At 66.0% G+C, this 18,183-nt stretch carries 16 protein-coding genes and 1 tRNA gene; 13 read left to right on the top strand and 4 right to left on the bottom strand.

From position 1 onward, the window contains the following. Window positions 1-169: 169 nt before the first annotated feature. Window positions 170-2,911: a M4 family metallopeptidase gene (locus tag AC3A6P_RS35255; RefSeq protein WP_487697209.1), complete on the top strand. Its 2,742-nt coding sequence runs from the start codon at window positions 170-172 to the stop codon at window positions 2,909-2,911. Between the two features lie 3 nt (window positions 2,912-2,914). Here AC3A6P_RS35255 and AC3A6P_RS35260 read toward each other — a convergent pair. Further along, window positions 2,915-2,991, bottom strand: a tRNA-Leu gene (locus tag AC3A6P_RS35260). Between the two features lie 103 nt (window positions 2,992-3,094). Between AC3A6P_RS35260 and AC3A6P_RS35265 the strand changes: the two genes are divergently transcribed. The 8 genes from AC3A6P_RS35265 (at window position 3,095) to AC3A6P_RS35300 (ending at window position 10,428) form a co-directional block, all read left to right on the top strand. Then, window positions 3,095-3,724, top strand: a complete 630-nt coding sequence (locus AC3A6P_RS35265; protein ID WP_487697210.1) for an ANTAR domain-containing response regulator — start codon at window positions 3,095-3,097, stop codon at window positions 3,722-3,724. 259 nt (window positions 3,725-3,983) lie between these two features. After that, the gene (locus tag AC3A6P_RS35270; protein WP_487697211.1) at window positions 3,984-5,195 is read left to right on the top strand and encodes a branched-chain amino acid ABC transporter substrate-binding protein; all 1,212 of its coding nucleotides are present in this window, start codon (window positions 3,984-3,986) and stop codon (window positions 5,193-5,195) included. Window positions 5,196-5,276: 81 nt separating this feature from the next. Continuing rightward, window positions 5,277-6,311, top strand: a complete 1,035-nt coding sequence (locus AC3A6P_RS35275) for a branched-chain amino acid ABC transporter permease (RefSeq protein WP_487697212.1) — start codon at window positions 5,277-5,279, stop codon at window positions 6,309-6,311. Then, window positions 6,308-7,498 (top strand): branched-chain amino acid ABC transporter permease, encoded by a 1,191-nt coding sequence (locus AC3A6P_RS35280; protein ID WP_487697213.1) that lies wholly within the window; start codon window positions 6,308-6,310, stop codon window positions 7,496-7,498. The genes AC3A6P_RS35275 and AC3A6P_RS35280 overlap by 4 nt, the downstream gene beginning before the upstream one ends. Next, complete coding sequence (locus tag AC3A6P_RS35285) at window positions 7,495-8,343, top strand: ABC transporter ATP-binding protein (protein WP_487697215.1); 849 nt, start codon at window positions 7,495-7,497, stop codon at window positions 8,341-8,343. The genes AC3A6P_RS35280 and AC3A6P_RS35285 overlap by 4 nt, the downstream gene beginning before the upstream one ends. Then, window positions 8,327-9,061, top strand: a complete 735-nt coding sequence (locus tag AC3A6P_RS35290) for an ABC transporter ATP-binding protein (protein WP_487697217.1) — start codon at window positions 8,327-8,329, stop codon at window positions 9,059-9,061. The genes AC3A6P_RS35285 and AC3A6P_RS35290 overlap by 17 nt, the downstream gene beginning before the upstream one ends. Window positions 9,062-9,167: 106 nt before the next feature. Next, window positions 9,168-9,521, top strand: a complete 354-nt coding sequence (locus AC3A6P_RS35295) for a Fe-S protein (RefSeq protein WP_487697218.1) — start codon at window positions 9,168-9,170, stop codon at window positions 9,519-9,521. 73 nt (window positions 9,522-9,594) lie between these two features. Further along, entirely contained in the window at window positions 9,595-10,428 is an 834-nt protein-coding gene (locus tag AC3A6P_RS35300) for a TetR-type transcription factor C-terminal domain-containing protein (protein WP_487697219.1), read from the top strand. On the opposite strand, the gene AC3A6P_RS35305 is transcribed toward AC3A6P_RS35300, so the two are convergent. Continuing rightward, complete coding sequence (locus AC3A6P_RS35305; protein WP_487697221.1) at window positions 10,425-11,624, bottom strand: lipid-transfer protein; 1,200 nt, start codon at window positions 11,622-11,624, stop codon at window positions 10,425-10,427. The genes AC3A6P_RS35300 and AC3A6P_RS35305 overlap by 4 nt on opposite strands. Next, entirely contained in the window at window positions 11,621-12,067 is a 447-nt protein-coding gene (locus AC3A6P_RS35310) for a Zn-ribbon domain-containing OB-fold protein (RefSeq protein WP_487697223.1), read from the bottom strand. The genes AC3A6P_RS35305 and AC3A6P_RS35310 overlap by 4 nt, the downstream gene beginning before the upstream one ends. Before the next feature lie 160 nt (window positions 12,068-12,227). Here AC3A6P_RS35310 and polA point away from each other — a divergent pair, with 160 nt between their 5' ends. Then, a complete protein-coding gene (gene polA, locus AC3A6P_RS35315; RefSeq protein ID WP_487697267.1) occupies window positions 12,228-14,891 on the top strand; it encodes a DNA polymerase I in 2,664 nt (887 codons plus the stop codon). 12 nt (window positions 14,892-14,903) lie between these two features. On the opposite strand, the gene AC3A6P_RS35320 is transcribed toward polA, so the two are convergent. Beyond that, window positions 14,904-16,061, bottom strand: a complete 1,158-nt coding sequence (locus AC3A6P_RS35320) for a PrsW family intramembrane metalloprotease (protein ID WP_487697225.1) — start codon at window positions 16,059-16,061, stop codon at window positions 14,904-14,906. Between the two features lie 164 nt (window positions 16,062-16,225). Between AC3A6P_RS35320 and AC3A6P_RS35325 the strand changes: the two genes are divergently transcribed. The 3 genes from AC3A6P_RS35325 to AC3A6P_RS35335 are packed head-to-tail and all read left to right on the top strand — an operon-like array spanning window position 16,226 to window position 18,077. Further along, the gene (locus AC3A6P_RS35325; RefSeq protein ID WP_487697227.1) at window positions 16,226-16,666 is read left to right on the top strand and encodes a nuclear transport factor 2 family protein; all 441 of its coding nucleotides are present in this window, start codon (window positions 16,226-16,228) and stop codon (window positions 16,664-16,666) included. Beyond that, complete coding sequence (locus tag AC3A6P_RS35330; protein ID WP_487697229.1) at window positions 16,663-17,493, top strand: Rossmann-fold NAD(P)-binding domain-containing protein; 831 nt, start codon at window positions 16,663-16,665, stop codon at window positions 17,491-17,493. Before AC3A6P_RS35325 ends, AC3A6P_RS35330 begins: the two co-directional genes overlap by 4 nt. Continuing rightward, on the top strand, window positions 17,490-18,077 hold the full coding sequence (locus tag AC3A6P_RS35335) for a TetR/AcrR family transcriptional regulator (RefSeq protein WP_487697231.1): 588 nt from the start codon (window positions 17,490-17,492) through the stop codon (window positions 18,075-18,077). The genes AC3A6P_RS35330 and AC3A6P_RS35335 overlap by 4 nt, the downstream gene beginning before the upstream one ends. Window positions 18,078-18,183 lie beyond the last annotated feature (106 nt).

An 18,183-nucleotide genomic window follows, 5' to 3' on the forward strand; every position in this document is an offset into this window, starting at 1 on the left:
TCTGCGCGCGGGTGATTTCCCCGCAGGTCGCCGGATCCAACAAGTCATCGAACATGTGTTCGATACTAGATCCACCCCCCGACAAATCCGTAGGCGAAGCTGGTGCCGTCTGCGGAAAATCATCGGAAGTTTGCGGCTAATCTGCCTCTTCAGGAAACGAGGGGGATCGGTGACTGCACACAAGCCAGCTGAAGCTTTGCTGACCTGGAGGTACGTGGCGGCAGCGGCATTTGCCGTGGGAGCGGTTGCCGCATCGTGCCCAGGTGTCGCGTCGGCTACCCCAGACGACCGCACTACTGCAGCCTCTAGCAGCGACTCCAGTGCTGACTCACCGTCTGAGCAGACCGAGGCGGTAGGCGAGACCGAGGCGCCGGACGAGGACTCCGACACCGATGACGCAGAGCCCGAGGCGGTCGCGGACCTAGCCGAGGACGACGAGGACGTTGCTGAGGCCGACGACGCCGAGCCGGTCGAGGTTGAATCCGACAAGGCGCAGACCTCATCAACTGCAGACGAGGCTGAACCAGACCCGCCGACTAAGGAAGCGCCGAAGACCGCGCGGTCGCACTACGGCTCGACATCCGCAGAGGAAGAGACGTCCGATTCGGTAGTCGCCGACACGCCAACAGAGACGGCCGAACCGCAGCCGTCGGTTCAACCCGTCGCGCAGGCGCCAGAAATCGACAACAACTCAGAAATCGACACCAACTCAGAAATCGACAACAACACGGACACCCCCGCTGCAGTCACCTCCATCGCCACCATCTCCACCGAAACTCCCGAACCGGCACGGCCCGTCAACACGGCCACGATCGCCACCGACGTACTGACCTGGGTCGGGCTGGGGCACGTGGCGGACGATCTCCCCGTCCCGGCTCTTCCTGTGCCACGGCTCCTCGAGATGCTCTGGGTGGCCGTGCGCCAGACGCAATACAGCTGGAACAACCAGCGGCCGACCGCAACGCCCACGTTCCTGACCCAGGGCGATGACGGCGTCATCCACGGTGCCCTCAACGCGACCGACTACGACGATGCGCAGCTCACCTACACGGTCGCGACGCCCGCCCGGTTCGGCACCGTGGTGGTCAACCCCGACGGCACCTTCGCCTACACCCCGCGTCCCGGTATCGCCGTGACCACCGACACCTTCATCGTCACCATCGACGACGGTCCGCGGGTGCACGGCCTCGCCGAGTTGTTCGGGTGGACCGGGCCGACCACCGCCACCGTCACGGTGAACGTGGTGTCACCAGCCATCAACGACGCCACCGTCACCCGTCCCGGCGCGGTGACGGTCCAGATGGGCACCGATGGCCGGATCAGCGTCATCGACGGCACGTTCACCGACGCGCGGGTGTACAACGCCGCTGACGCAGCAGCGGTGCTCAATACCGTCGCACCGATCCTCGGGGCTCGATCAGGTTTTGCCGCAACCGATTTCATCACGGTGCAACGAGTGGCGGCGACGACTGGGTTCACCGAAGAGTTCTTCCGGCTCCGCCAGAGCATCGACGGTATTGCGGTGATCGGCGGCGACGTCGTTCTGGTGACCGATGGCCAGGGCACCGTCACCGGGTTGTTCAACTACCACGACAGTCGGCTCAGCGAGGTCGACACCACGCCTGTCATCTCCGACGGATCCGCGGCCGCTGCGCTGGCCGCCGCTGCGCTGGCCACTTCGATGGGGGTGCGGCCGGGGCCGGCCGCGGTGACGCGGTTGCTCGAATCCACAACGAACACAAGCGAACTCGTGATCCTCGCGCTCGACGACGATGCAGCGCCGAGCCTGGCCTGGCGTGTCGAGCTGCGCTCCGCCGATCAGGATGAGCCTTCCGTGGGTGTCAGCTATTACATCCGCGCCAATGGGGATGAGGCCGGCGAGGTGATCACAGGCACGTCGAACGTGCAGGCGCTGGCGGCCACCGTTTTGGCCCGCGATCTGAGCGGAGTCGACCGGCCGCTCAATGTGGAAACCGCCAAGTGGTGGTTCTTCGACAGCCACGCCCTCGTCGACTCCACCCGCAACATCACCACCTACGCCACCGCGTACAGCTTCTTCGGGTTGGGTAGCCCGAACATCCCCGGAAACGTCGTGGTCCGCTCGTTGCTGTTCGGCTGGAACGCAGCTGGGGTGTCCGCGCACGCCAACATGGCGGTGGTCTACGACTACTACCTGACGGTCCTGGGCCGCGACTCGATCGACGGCGAAGGCGCGACGGTGGTGTCGTCGGTGGGCTACAACCCACGTACGGGCCTGTGGCAGTACTTCGCCGGGTACACCAACGCGTTCTGGGATCCGGGTGCACAGCAGTTCGCCTTCGGCAACACCGGGGGTTTCGAGGCCGCGCTGGATGTGGTGGCCCACGAATTCACGCACGGGGTGGTCAGCCACATCCTCGCCGACGGCGGCTCAGTATGGGAGTACGGCGAGCCCGGGGCGCTGAACGAGGCCTACGCGGACATCCTCGGCAGTCTCGCCGAAGGCGACACCGGTGTCGACCGGTGGTTGATCGGCGAAGACACCGGTACCGGTGCACTGCGCAGTATGGCCGATCCCACGGCGGTCGGATCGGGTTACAAGGCGCACTACGCCTTGCGCTATACCGGCACCGAGGACGACGGCGGGGAGCACTGGAACAGCACCATCTTCAGCCACGCTGCGTACCTGATGATGACCGATTCCGATACCACGGACGTGTCGTCGGACACCTGGGCCAAGGTGTTCTACAGCTCGCTGTTCCGACTTCGCGCCGGCGCCAAGTTCGTCGACGGCCGAGCGGCGATCCTGGACAGCGCGGCGCTGTTCGGTTTCACCGACGACGAATTGGAAGCGGTGAGAGACGCGTTCGACGCGGTGGGAATCGCCGGAAGCACGACGCGTGCCGGTTCCGAGGCGCTGGTACTTCTGTAGTGCTGGTGCCCTCGGTGAGATTCGAACTCACACTGGACGGGTTTTGAATCCGTTTCCTCTGCCAGTTGGGATACGAGGGCCGTGCGGGATACCACCTTAGAGGATGGCTGCGCGCGAACCGTCAGAGGTTACCGTGCGCGCCCTGGGCTCGCCCAATGCGGCGCCCCGCGCCACAATGTCGGGATGACCGCGCCAACGGGCGACTCCGACGTCGCCACACCGCACCGAGTGCTCATCGCCGAGGACGAGGCGCTCATCCGGCTTGATCTCGCCGAGATGCTTCGTGAAGAAGGCTATGAAGTCGTGGGTGAGGCGGGCGACGGCCAGGAAGCGGTCGAACTCGCCGAACAGCTGAAACCCGACCTCGTGATCATGGATGTGAAGATGCCGCGACGCGACGGTATCGACGCCGCCGCCGAGATCGCCGCCAAACGAATCGCCCCGATCGTGGTGCTCACCGCGTTCAGTCAGCGCGACCTGGTGGAACGCGCCCGCGATGCCGGCGCCATGGCCTACCTGGTCAAACCGTTCTCCATCAATGACCTGATCCCGGCGATCGAGCTGGCCGTGAGCAGGTTCGGCGAACTCGCCCAGCTGGAGCAGGAGGTGGCCAGCCTCTCCGACCGGCTGGAGACCCGCAAGCTCGTCGAGCGCGCCAAGGGTTTGCTGCAATCGAAGCAGAACATGTCGGAACCGGAAGCTTTCAAGTGGATTCAGCGGGCGGCGATGGATCGGCGCACCACCATGAAACGCGTTGCGGAGGTCATTCTGGAGACCTTGGACCCGCCTGCGGAGGAACCGCCGGCGACCTGACGCGGCCCGGGCGCGCGTTAAGAATGCGTTTCCCGGGTGGTCAATTTCCGGTTCCACGCCCCGCTGACCGTGAGTTTTCCCGTCGCAGTGCCGACAGAGGGCGGCTCGCGTTCGCCAACACCACGCGGTTCGGCCAAGCGTTGGCTATGTTCTTTCCGAAGCATCAACGTCCCTTTCGAACCATCGACGTCCTTTCCGACGCAGTCGACGGTCCAACTAGGGGCGTTGGTGCCGACTCACATTGACCCGGAGGTGAGAAGTGCGCGGTCGCACGGTACGAAGTGCATTCGCTCTCAGTTCAGCTGCTCTGCTTGCGTTGGGGCTAGCCGGCTGCAACCAGGGGTCGCCCGAAGAAGGTGCGGCCCAAAGCGATCTCAAGATCGTCGAGCAGGTTCAGATCGATCAGGACGGCGCCGAGGTCGCAGCGGAGGAGGGCGCTGAGCCCGCCGATCCCGCGGGTGACGGCAACGCCCAGTGCCCGCCGCTGTCTCTGGCCATGGCCGGCGCGCTGACCGGGCCCGATGCCGCTCTGGGCATCAACATCAAGAACGGCGTCCAGTTGGCCGTCGACAAGCACAACGAGGCCAACCCCGGCTGCCAGGTGCAGCTCAAGACGTTCGACACCGAGGGCGATCCGCAGAAGGCGACCCAGATCGCCCCGCAGATCATCCAGGATCCGTACACAGTTGGACTGGTCGGACCGGCGTTCTCGGGTGAAACGAAGGCCACGGGTCAGGTGTTCGACCAGGCGGGCTTGGTGGCCACCACCGCGTCGGCCACCAATGTCACCTTGTCCGAGAACGGCTGGAAGACCTTCTTCCGCGGCCTGGCCAATGACGGCGTGCAGGGCCCCTCGGTGGCGAACTACCTCAAGAACACGTTGGGCAACCAGAAGGTCTGCGTCGTCGACGACAGCACCGATTACGGTCTCGGGCTGGCCCAGGCGGTCCGCGAGACGCTGGGCTCCGTGGCGGATCCGGGCTGCAACATCTCGGTGAAGAAGGGCGACAAGGACTTCTCGGCCGCGGTGAACCAGATCAAGGGTGTGGCCCCGGATTCGGTGTTCTTCAGCGGGTACTACGCCGAGGCTGCGCCGTTTGTCCAGCAGCTGCGTGACGGTGGCGTGGAGGCGACGTTCGCCAGCGCCGATGGCACCAAGGATCCCGAGTTCGTCAAGCAGGCCGGCGAATCCTCCAAGGACGCCGTGTTGGCCTGCCCGTGCGGCCCGGCCACCGGAACCTTCGCCGACGAGTACACCGAGAAGTTCGGCCAGGAGCCGGGTACCTACAGCACCGAGGGCTACGACCTGGGCACGATCCTGCTCAAGGGCATCGACTCGGGCAAGGTCACCCGTCCGGAGCTGTTGGAGTTCGTGCGTACCTACAGCGCTCCCGGTATCGCCCGCAAGTACGAGTGGACCCCGAACGGTGAGCTCACCAACACGCTCATCTGGATCTACAAGGTTCAGTAAGACTGACGACGAACGCGTCCGGGACCACATGGCTCGGACGCGTTCTCGTTCAGCGGCTAGCGTTAAGGAGCCCCCAACCGGATGACCCAGGACTGCATCGGTCAGAGTGCCTGTCTTGCCAACATCAGCTTCAACGTAGAGGGGCTGTTCGACAGCTTCTGGCAGCTGACCATCGATGGACTGTCATGGGGAGCGATCTACGCACTGGTGGCAGTCGGTTACACACTGGTCTTCGGTGTGCTGAGGCTGATCAACTTCGCGCACTCCGAGATCTTCATGCTCGGAATGTTCGGCGCCTACCTCTGCCTGGACATGATCTTGGGGTTCACACCCAGCGGTAACGCCTACAACAAGGGCGTGCTGCTGACGGTGCTGTACCTGGGCATCGCGATGATCTTCGCGATGCTGGTATCGGGTTCAGCCGCAGTGGGTTTGGAGTTCATCGCCTACCGGCCACTGCGAAAACGCAATGCCCGGCCGCTGACGTTCCTGATCACCGCGATCGGCATGTCGTTCGTGCTGCAGGAGTTCGTGCACTTCATCCTGCCGCAGATCATCAAGGGCTACGGCGGCAACAACGCCCAGCAGCCGATCACACTGGTGCAGCCCAAGGAGCAGTTCACCATCTTCGGCGCCTCGGTGACCAACGTGACGCTGGTGATCATCGCTGCCGCACTGATTCTCGCGTTGGTCACCGACACCGTGATCAACCGCACCAAGTTCGGGCGCGGTATCCGGGCGGTGGCGCAGGACCCGACGACGGCCACCCTCATGGGTGTCTCACGGGAGCGGATCATCATGACCACCTTCCTCATCGGTGGTCTGCTGGCCGGTGCGGCGGCGCTGCTGTACACGTTGAAAGTGCCGCAGGGCATCATCTACTCCGGTGGCTTCCTGCTGGGCATCAAGGCCTTCTCCGCGGCGGTGCTCGGCGGTATCGGTAACCTGCGCGGCGCCCTGCTGGGCGGCTTGATCCTGGGCGTCATGGAGAACTGGGGACAGATCCTGTTCGGCACCCAGTGGCGCGACGTCGTCGCGTTCGTGCTCCTGGTCCTCGTCCTGCTGATCCGGCCCACCGGCATACTCGGGGAGAGCCTCGGGAAGGCACGAGCATGACCGCACCCACCACGAAGAACACCAAGGCCGCCAAGGCGCTTGCCCCCGGCGACGTACTGCGCGGGTGGTGGGACGAACGCACCCGCGTCCAGAAGTGGGGATTCGGCGTCATCGGGTTCGCGCTCATGGCACTGCTCCCCATCTACACGCCGTCGTTCCTCAACACCCCCGGGGTCAGCTTCGACGGGGTGATGGCGCAGTTCACCATGATCGCGCTGGTGGCGATCGGGCTGAACGTCGTTGTCGGACAGGCAGGTCTGCTCGACCTCGGCTATGTCGGCTTCTACGCGGTGGGCGCGTACACGGTGGCGCTGCTGACCAGCCCGCAGAGCCCCTGGAACAGGCTGGGGCCCACCGGCTTCTTCAGCACCGACTGGGCGTGGCTGTCGTGTGTACCGCTGGCCATCGCGTTCACGGCACTGGCCGGGCTGATCCTCGGTTTCCCCACGCTGCGGTTGCGTGGCGACTACCTGGCCATCGTCACGCTGGGTTTCGGTGAGATCATCCGTCTGCTGGCCGACAACCTCAACGACATCACCAACGGCTCCCGCGGCCTCGGTTCGATCGCCTTCCCTCAGCTGGGCGAGGACAAGGTGCCGGGCGGCTACTTCTCGGGTGCCAATGCGATGGGCAACGCCAACAACGGCACCTGGTGGTACTGGCTGGGCTTGCTGCTGGTGGCCATCATCCTGTTGATGGTGGGCAACCTGGAGCGCAGCCGGGTGGGCCGCGCCTGGGTGGCGATCCGCGAGGACGAGGACGCCGCGGAAGTGATGGGTGTCAACGCATTCAAGTTCAAGCTCTGGGCGTTCACCATCGGGGCGGCCATCGGTGGACTGTCCGGGGCCCTGTATGCGGGTCAGGTGCAGTTCGTCGCACCCACCAACTTCAACATCATCAACTCCATGCTGTTCCTGTGTGCGGTGGTGCTCGGCGGGCAGGGCAACAAGCTGGGCGTCATCTTCGGTGCGTTCGTCATCGTGTACCTGCCGAACCGGCTGCTCGGTGTGCACCTGTTCGACGTCAACCTCGGCGACCTGAAGTACCTGTTCTTCGGGTTGGCGCTGGTATTGCTGATGATCTTCCGGCCGCAGGGGCTGTTCCCGGTACGCCAACAACTGCTCACCTACGGCAGATCGGCGAAGAAGTTGTTGAGCAGCGCCGATGATTCGAAGGCGGCGGCATGACCGACGAACCGGAAGTCCTGATCGACCAGGAGATGGCCTCGCTCACCCGTGACGTGAACGTCGCGGAGGGGGAGACGCTACTCGAAACTCAGGACCTGACAGTCAAATTCGGCGGACTGACGGCGCTGGATTCGGTGAGCTTCACGATCAAGCGTGGTGAGATCCTCGGGTTGATCGGCCCCAACGGGGCCGGCAAGACCACCTGCTTCAACGCGATCACCGGCGTGTACCGGCCCAGCTCGGGGTCGGTGATGTTCGACGGCGCCCCGCTGGGTCGCATCAAGCGGCACGAGATCACCCGCCTGGGAATCGCGCGCACCTTCCAGAACATCCGGCTCTGGGGTGAGATGACGGCGCTGGAGAACGTTGTCGTCGGTACCGACGCGCGGCACCGGACCTCGGTCCCGGGCGCGTTGTTCCGCACCCCCCGGCATCGCCGGGAAGAGCAGAGTGCCATCGACAAGGCCGCGGCGCTGCTGCAATTCGTGGGTATCGCGCACCGCGGGGAGGAGAAGGCCAAGAACCTGCCCTACGGCGACCAGCGTCGGCTCGAGATCGCCAGGGCATTGGCCACCGAACCCAAATTGCTGTGCCTCGACGAGCCGGCGGCCGGCTTCAACCCCAGCGAGAAAGCCGCACTGATCGACCTGATCCGCGCCATCCGTGACGACGGTTACACGGTGTTGCTCATCGAACACGACATGCGATTGGTCATGGGTGTCACCGACCGCATCGTGGTGCTGGAGTTCGGCCGCAAGATCGCCGACGGGCTGCCCGCGCAGATCCGTGAAGACCCGAAGGTGATCGCCGCCTACCTGGGAGTGCCTGATGACGAACTCGAATGAGGTCCTGCTCGAAGTCCGCGATGTCGTGGTGCATTACGGGAGAATCGAAGCCCTGCACGGTGTCTCGCTTGTCGTGCATCAAGGCGAGTTGGTGACGCTGCTGGGCTCCAACGGCGCCGGTAAGACGACGTTGATGCGCGCCATCTCGGGTTTGCGGCCGCTCACCTCGGGCTCGGTCTGGTTCGAGGGACGCGACCTCTCCCGCGTGAAAGCCCACAACCGGGTCACCGAAGGACTGATCCAGGCGCCGGAAGGCCGGGGCGTGTTCCCGGGCATGTCCGTCACCGAGAATCTCGAGATGGGTTGCTACGGACGCAAGTTCTCGTCGAAATCCGAGCATTCCGAGCGCCTGGACTGGGTGTTCGAGACGTTCCCGCGGCTCAAAGAGCGCGAGTCTCAGGTGGGGGGCACGCTCTCCGGCGGTGAGCAGCAGATGCTCGCGATCGGTCGCGCCCTGATGGCCAGGCCGCGGGTGTTGCTGCTCGACGAACCGTCGATGGGGCTGGCGCCCATGGTGATCTCGCAGATCTTCAAGATCATCTCCGAGATCAACAAGCAGGGCACCACGGTGCTGTTGGTGGAGCAGAACGCGCAGCAGGCGTTGAGTCGGTCCGATCGCGCCTACATCCTGGAGACCGGCAGCGTCACCCGTACCGGTCCGGCGCGGGAACTCCTGGCCGACGACAGCATTCGTTCGGCGTACCTCGGCGTGGCTTGACCGACCAGTTCCGCGGCATCGCGCACGTTGGCCGAGTATCGCCGGGATCTAGCCATAGTGACCGGACCGATCCCGTGGCCGTGAAACCCGGTGTTACCCTGCTGAAATGGAACTACTACGCAACGTAGTTGTGCTGCTGCACATTGCGGGTTTCGCGGTCACCTTCGGCGCATGGTTCGCCGAACTGGCTGCCCGACGATTCCGCACCAGCCGGGTGATGGACTACGGGCTGTTGGTCTCGCTGCTGACCGGGTTGGCCCTCGCGGCGCCGTGGCCGGCCGGAATCGTGCTGAACTACCCGAAGATCGGAGTCAAACTCGCCATCCTGGTGGTCCTCGGCGGCGTGCTGGGTATGGGCAACGCCCGCCAGCGACGCACCGGCGAGGCGGTACCGCGGCCACTGTTCTACGTCGTGGGTGTCCTCTCGTTCGGGGCGGCGGGTATCGCAGTTCTCTGGTGAATGCGGGAGTCACCCGCGGCGAAACCCGTTCAGCCGTTACCGTTGTCTGACACGGCCGGAACGGGGGGCAACGATGTCGGACAGCATGGTGGTCGGCACCCGGATCAGGCATGCCCGGGGAGAGCGCGGTATCACCTTGCGTGAACTCGCCAACCGGCTCGGGGTCAGCCCGGCGACCATGAGCGCAGTCGAGAACGGCCGCACCGGTATCAGTGTCCTGCGGCTGAACGAGGTCGCGAGCATCCTGGACATCACCACCGCCGACCTGCTGGCGCCGGTGGACGCCGTCGATGCCGAATCCTGCCCCAGCGCAACATCAACGGACTGGCGGCACTACGAGCCGCTTGATCTCGACGTACCGATGACGGCGGCGCTCGAGGCGTTTCTTCAGGTGGGCTATCACGGCGCGACCATGCGCGATATCGCCAGCCGGGCCGGGCTGTCGGTTCCCGGCATCTATCACCACTACGCCAGTAAGCAGGAGATGCTTGTGAAGATCTTCGACACGGCGGTGCGCGATCTCACCTGGCGGTGCGAGCGCGTCCGGACCGAAGCCGACGACTGCGTGAGCCGGTTCCGGCTGCTGGTCGAGAATCTTGCGCTGTTCCACACCCATCGGCGTGAGTTGGCGTTCGTCGGGGCCAGCGAGATGCGCAGCCTGGAAGAACCCGGCCGATCCCGGATCATGGCCGGGCGCAGCAATATTCAGCAGATCATCGACGCCGAGGTGCAGCGCGGCTGCGAGCAGGGTGTCTTCGCCGTCGACGATCCGCGGGAGGCGGCCCGCGCGGTGGTCACCATGTGCACCGGCCTGACCCAGTGGTATTCGCCGGCCGGCGCGGCGTCGGCGGAAGAGGTGGCGCGTCGCTATGTCGGGTATGCGCTCGGCCTCGTCCGCTACCGCTAACGAGCCACGATCACCGACGAGCCGTGGCCGAACAGGCCCTGGTTGGCGGTAACCCCGACCGTGGCGTTCTCGACCTGCCTGCCCGTCGCCTGACCCTTGAGCTGCCAGGTCAATTCGCAGACCTGGGCGATGGCCTGAGCCGGGATGGCTTCGCCGAAGCAGGCCAGCCCGCCGGACGCGTTGACCGGCACCCGACCGCCGATGGTGGTGGCGCGGCTGCGGAGCAGCTGTTCGGCTTCCCCCTTGGCGCACAAGCCCAGATGCTCGTACCAGTCCAGCTCCAGTGCCGTCGACAGATCGTAGACCTCGGCCAGGCTGACGTCTTCCGGTCCGATGCCGGCCTCGGCGTACGCGGCGTCCAGGATCTGATCCTTGAACACCCGGTCCGGGCCCGGTACCACCGCGGTGGAATCGGTTGCGATGTCCGGTAATTCGGGCAGGTGCTGCGGATACTGCGGCGTGACGGTGCTGACGGCGCGCACCGACGGCACACCCTCGACCGATCCCAGATGCTTTTCGGCGAATGACCTGCTGGCCACGATCAGCGCGGCGGCGCCGTCGGAGGTCGCGCAGATGTCCAGCAGTCGCAGGGGATCGGCGACCATGGGGCTGGCCAATACGTCGTCGATGGAGGTCTCTTTGCGGAACCGCGCGTTCGGGTTGTCCAGGCCGTGGCGAGCGTTCTTCACCTTGACCTGGGCGAAATCCTCGAGGGTCGCTCCGTAGAGGTCCATCCGTCGGCGCGCCAGCAGGGCGAAGTACACCGGGTTGGTGGCACCGATCAGGTGGAACCGCTGCCAGTCCGGGTCGTTGCGGCGCTCCCCGCCGACCGGGGCGAAAAAGCCTTTGGGCGTGGTGTCGGCGCCGATCACCAGCGCGACATCGCAGAAGCCGGCGAGGATCTGGGCGCGCGCGCTCTGCAACGCCTGGGACCCACTGGCGCACGCCGCGTAACTCGAGGACACCGGCACGCCGTTCCAGCCCAGCTTCTGTGCGAACGTCGCTCCGGCGACAAAACCGGGATACCCGTTGCGGATGGTGTCGGCTCCGGCGACCAACTGGATCTGCCGCCAGTCCAGCCCGGCCTCGGCCAGCGCGGAACGTGCTGCGACAACACCGTATTCGGTGAAATCCCGGCCCCACTTGCCCCACGGGTGCATGCCTGCCCCGAGGATGTACACCGGATCCGGGCTCATACCAGCCTCCATGCGTAGGTGACTCGCTGTACCCCGTCGTCATCGGTGTAGAGCGTTTCGGTGGTCAGTTCCATCTCGGCGCCCACGGTCAGATCCGCGGCCAGGGTGCCCTCGACCACCTTGCCGAGCACGATCAGGCCTTCGTCGGCGAGCTCCACCGCGGCGACCGCGAACGGCTCGAACGGGTCGGGGGAGGGATAGGGCGGAGGCGGCGCGTACCGGTTCTCGGTGTAGCTCCACACCGTGCCGCGGCGCGACAGTGCGACGGATTCGAGCGCGTCGCCGTCGCACGCGGGGTTGGGGCAGCCGTTCGGTCGCGGCGGGAAGACGTAGGTGCCGCACTGTGGGCACTTGCTGCCGGTCAGATGCGGATTGCCCGACTCGTCGGTGTCCCACCATCCTTCGATGGCGGGCTGGCTGTCGGCGTGTGTGGCTCCTGGCACGCGGGTCAGCGTACCGGAGAACTGAAACGTGTTGCAGTTTTGTCGGTGGCGGGACCTGGCTCGGCTGTCGTAGGGCTTGCCTAGAGTTAGGTCCGTGAGCCCAGCCAAGACAGCACCAACGAAGGCACCAGCGAAGCCTGCCGACGACAAGCCCACGTTGATGCTGCTGGACGGCAACTCGCTGGCGTTCCGCGCGTTCTACGCGCTGCCTGCCGAGAACTTCAAGACCCAGGGCGGCCTGACCACCAACGCGGTGTACGGGTTCACCGCCATGCTGATCAACCTGCTGCGCGACGAAGGTCCCACCCACATCGCCGCCGCGTTCGACGTGTCGCGTCAGACCTTCCGCCTCGAGAAGTACCCCGAGTACAAGGCGGGCCGGTCCGCGACGCCGGACGAGTTCCGGGGGCAGATCGACATCACCAAAGAGGTGCTGGCCGCACTCGGCATCACCGTGCTCGCCGAGCCGGGGTTCGAAGCCGACGACCTGATCGCGACGCTGGCCACCCAGGCCGAAGCCGAGGGGTACCGGGTGTTGGTGGTCACCGGCGACCGGGATTCCCTGCAACTCGTCAGTGACGACGTGACGGTGCTGTATCCACGGAAGGGCGTCAGTGAACTCACCCGGTTCACCCCCGACGCGGTGTTGGAGAAGTACGGCCTGACGCCCAAGCAGTACCCGGACTTCGCGGCACTGCGCGGCGACCCGAGTGACAACCTGCCGGGCATTCCCGGGGTGGGGGAGAAGACCGCCACCAAGTGGATTGCCGAATACGGTTCACTGCAGGCGCTGGTCGACAACGTCGACAAGGTCAAGGGGAAGGTCGGCGACGCGCTGCGGGCCCACTTGTCCAGCGTGATTCTCAACCGCGAGCTCACCGATCTGATCAAGGACGTGCCGCTGGCGCAGACCCCGGACACGCTGCGGATGCAACCGTGGAACCGCGACCAGATCCATCGGCTGTTCGACGACCTCGAATTCCGGGTCCTGCGTGACCGGTTGTTCGAGACGCTGGCGTCGGCCGACCCAGAGGTCGAAGACGGTTTCGACGTGCGAGGCGGGGTGCTCGAGCCCGGCACGCTGACGGCGTGGCTGGCCGAGCACAGTTCCGGTGGGAGGTTCGGTGTCGCGGTGGTGGGAACCCACCTCGCCTTCGACGCCGATGCCACGGCACTGGCCCTCGTCGCGGCCGACGGTGACGGCATCTACCTCGACACCGCCAGACTGGATCCCGAGGATGAAGCGGCGCTGGCGGCCTGGCTGGCCGACCCTGCTGTGCCGAAAGCGCTGCACGAGGCCAAGCTGGCCATGCACGACCTGGAGGGCCGCGGCTGGCGGTTGGCCGGCGTCACCTCCGATACTGCCCTGGCCGCCTATCTGGTGCGGCCCGGCCAGCGCAGCTTCGCGCTCGATGACCTGTCCGTGCGGTACCTGCGCCGCGAGCTCCGAGCCGACACCCCGCAGCAACAGCAGCTGTCGCTGCTCGACGACGAGGACGGCGGCGTTGATGACCAGGCGGTGCAGACGCTGATTCTGCGCGCCAACGCCGTCGCAGATCTGGCCAACGCCCTCGACGAGGAGCTGGCCCGGATCGACTCCTCGGCACTGCTCGGTGAGATGGAGCTGCCGGTGCAGCGGGTGCTGGCGGAACTGGAGTCCAACGGCATCGCCGTCGACCTCACGCTGCTCGGGGAATTGCAGAGTGAGTTCGCCGACCAGATCCGTGATGCCGCGGAGGCGGCCTATGGCGTCATCGGCAAACAGATCAATCTGGGTTCGCCGAAGCAGCTGCAGACGGTGTTGTTCGACGAGCTCGAGATGCCGAAGACCAAGCGCACCAAGACCGGCTACACCACCGACGCCGATGCGCTGCAGTCGTTGTTCGACAAGACCGGCCACCCCTTCCTGCAGCACCTGCTGACCCACCGCGATGTCACACGGTTGAAGGTCACCGTTGACGGCCTGCTGAATTCGGTGGCCTCCGACGGGCGAATCCACACCACGTTCAACCAGACCATCGCGGCCACCGGCAGACTGTCGTCCACCGAGCCCAACCTGCAGAACATCCCGATCCGCACCGACGCCGGACGGCGCATCCGCGACGCGTTTGTGGTGGGCCCGGATTACGCCGAGCTCATGACGGCCGACTACAGCCAGATCGAGATGCGCATCATGGCGCACCTGTCGCGCGACGCCGGTCTGATCGAGGCGTTCAACACCGGTGAGGACCTGCACTCGTTCGTCGCATCGCGGGCGTTCGACGTGCCCATCGACGAGGTCACCGCCGAGCTGCGGCGTCGCGTCAAAGCGATGTCCTACGGCCTGGCCTACGGGTTGAGCGCCTACGGGCTGTCCGCGCAGCTCAAGATCTCCACCGAAGAAGCCAAGCTGCAGATGGACCAGTACTTCAACCGGTTCGGCGGTATCCGGGACTACCTGCGTGACGTCGTGGATCAGGCTCGCAAGGACGGGTACACCTCGACGGTGTTCGGGCGTCGCCGCTACCTGCCCGAACTCGACAGCAGCAACCGCAACGTCCGGGAGGCCGCCGAGCGGGCCGCGCTCAACGCGCCCATCCAGGGCAGCGCCGCCGACATCATCAAGGTCGCGATGATCAACGTCGACCAGGCGATCAAGGATGCCGGCCTGCGGTCGCGCATCCTGCTGCAGGTGCACGACGAACTCCTGCTCGAGATCGCCGACGGGGAGCGCGAGCAGGTGGAGGCGTTGGTCCGGGACAAGATGGGCTCGGCGTATCCGCTCGACGTTCCGCTCGAGGTGTCGGTCGGTTACGGCCGCAGCTGGGACACCGCCGCACACTGACGGCGGAGCGCGCTACCGGCCCGGCGACTCCGGGATCCGGTAGTGGGTCAGTGTCTGCAACGCGGGGGTGGCGGCCCGTACCGTGCGCAGCCAGTTCGTCTCCTCGTGGAACAGGGCCGTCACCCTGGCGTCGGCGAAACCGCGGTCGATGCGGTCTTTGACGAAGGCCAATTCGACCACCTGGGCGGCGAAGTCGCGCACCGTCTTGCCCGCTTTCTTGCCGTCGGCCCGGGTCACGGCGGCCACCGCGAGCTTGCGCGAGCGGATCGAACCCAGCCAGCTGGCTTCGTTGGCCGTCACCAGCCCCGCCTGCACCATGCCGGGCAGTTTCGTCGCGACCAGCCGCTGCTCGCGTCGGCGCGCGGCGACGCCCAGCCAGATCGCCAAGCCGAAGATCGGCACCATCCACAGCACGTACACCAGCAGGTAGGTCCCGAAGCCGAATACTGCGGAGCCGTTCCAGAGGGCGTGCATGATCACCGCGCCGGCGTACCCCAACAGCAGGTACCCGGCCTTGGCGAAGACGTTGCGCTGATGGAGCGCGAAGTACACCCCGATGCCGATCGCCGTGGTGAACAGCGGATGGGCGAAGGGTGCCATCACCAGGCGCATCGCCGCGGTCACCAGCGCCTCGCCCAGTGACTCGCCGCCGGCGATGTAGAAGATGTCCTCCAGCCAGGCGAAACCCGCGGCCACCAGACCGGCGTAGACCAGGCAGTCCACCAACGAATTGAGCTCGTGGCGGCGGCGGCCCGTCATCATGAGCAGAAGGAACAGACCTTTGGCGGCTTCCTCGACGACCGGTGCGGCGATGGCCGTCGTGCGCCAGTCGGAGTCGGCGGCGGCGTCCGTGCCGACCACCGCGCCGAACGCCATCTCCAGGATCACCGACACCACGATGGCAACAGACGCTCCCCAGACGAAGGCGAGCACCAGCAGCCGTGGCGGCTCGGGTTCGAACCGGTCCAGCCACAGGTAGGCCAGCACCACCACCGCCATGGCCACGCTGGACAGGACGAACCCGATCGCGGTGCCCACCGGGTTGACCGAGGTGAGCAGGATGACGAGCAGACCGGCGAGGGTGCCCAGGAGGATGATGACGGCGATCGGGGCGCCGACAGCACGAACCCGGCGTGGGAACGGGGCCGGCAAGTGCGGCTGATTGTGCACGTCAGCAGGGTAGCTGTGACCGTGCGTGGACGCGCGCGGTTCGGGCGGTATGCAACGAGCCGCCAAAACGGAACCATGTCGTATCGGAATAGATGAGAGAAAACACGTGTTGGAACCGCCTGTACCGCAATAATGGCACTCAGTAGTTCCGTATTGGAGGAATCATGAACACCGCCAATGAGATCGTCGACCGGCTGCAGGCCGCGTTGCTGGCCCACGATATGCAGGCATTCGCCGACGAATGGGCCCCCAACGGGACCATGACGTTCCCCTTCGCCCCGCCCGGCTGGCCCTCGCTGAACAGCCGCGACGACGTGCGCGACTATCTGTCCGGATACACCGACAGCCTCGATGTCCGTGGTATCCGGCACCAGACCCGCTACACGGACTCCGATTCCCGAACCGTCGTCGTCGAATGGGGGGTGACGGGCGTGGTGGTGGCGACCGGACAGCCCTACGACATCGACTACATCTGCGTCATCACCGTGGGTGAGCAGGGAATCGAGTCCTATCGCGACTACTGGAACCCGCTGGCCATCGCCGACGCGATGGGCGGCTCGGCGGACATGGCCGCCGCGTTCGCGATGCCGGAGTCGACGAAATGACCACCGTCCTGGTGCTCGGCGCCACCGGGAACACCGGGTCGGTGGTGGCTGCCGAACTGGCCGGACACACACACCTGACCGTCCGTACCGCGTCACGGCGCGCTGGGAGTTCGCTCCGGTTCGACTGGGCGGACCCGGCTACCCACGACGCCGCAGTCGCCGGTGTGCAGAAGATGTATCTTGTTGCCCCCGTTGGCGATCCAGACCCGGTGCGGGTTGTCGGCCCGTTCCTGGAGCGCGCTGCGCGCCGTGGGGTCGAGCACGTGGTGATGTTGAGTTCGTCGGCGCTGGACTCCGGTGATCCCGGACTCGGGGAGGTGGCCGCCGCAGTGCAGGCCACGATGCCGCGATGGCACATCCTGCGACCGTCGTGGTTCATGCAGAACTTCGTCGGCGCCCATCCATTGGCGGCCTCGATTCGCAACACCGGGCGTTTCGTCACGGCTACGGGCACCGGGCGGGTGCCGTTCATCGATGCGCGCGATATCGGCCGTTGTGGGGCTGCGCTTCTCCTGGGCGGTGACTCGGACAACGCCGAGTACCGGTTGACCGGGCCTGCCGCCCTCACCTACGACGAAGCGGCTGTGATCGTCGGCGCAGCGCTGGGGCGGCCGGTACGACACGAGGCGGTCAGTGCGCCCGTCTACATCGATCACCTGGTGGACGCGGGGTATGACCGGGCATTCGCCGCCGGACTCGCTGCACTGGACGTGTCGATCCGGCGCGGTGCGGAATCAGCGGTCACCGACACGGTGCAGCGGCTCAGCGGTGAACGGCCGCGCTCGCTGGCGGAGTTCCTCGAAGCGCCCACCGTGGCACCCGTATGAGCGCGGGCCGCCCCCAAGAGGCCGGGGTCACCGCGGCGATCCTCGACGCCGTGCTGGCCGAACTCGCCGAACACGGCTTCGGGGCGATGACCGTCGATGGTGTCGCCCGCCGGGCGGGTGCCGGCAAGGGCGCGATCTACCGGCGTTGGCCGTCGAAGATCGAGATGACCGTCGCGGCCATGGGCGCCCTGGCGAGACCACCGGGCCCCGCACCGGACACCGGTTCACTCCACGGCGACGTGCTGGAACTGCTCGGCAACGTCAGCCGGTGGCTGGGGGAGGATCGCACCCGGCGGCTCTATCCGGACGTACTGGCCGAAGCGCAACGCAACTCGGTGCTTGCAGAGGCGCTGATGGAGCACATCGGACGGCCCCGGCGCCGCTGGGCGCAGGCTGTTCTGGACCGGGCGGCGGGACGGGGTGAGCTGGCCGCCGACGCAGACCGGGAGCTGATGGTGGACGCCATGGGTGCGCTGGTCTTCTGGCGCATGATCGCGTTGTCCACGCCGGTCACACCGGAGTATCTGAGGCGGATCGCCGATGCCATCTGCGTGATCGCGGGCACCGCGCCACCCCGTTTGTGAGGGTGGGTTTGTCCTGCATGTACCCGGTCGAGTAGGCTCGGCGAGTACCCGTGTGCACGATCTGATGCGGATGCAAACATTCTCGAGGTTTTCTCGGAATGAGCAC

This window comes from Mycobacterium sp. Soil_C_30 (genome assembly GCF_057656995.1).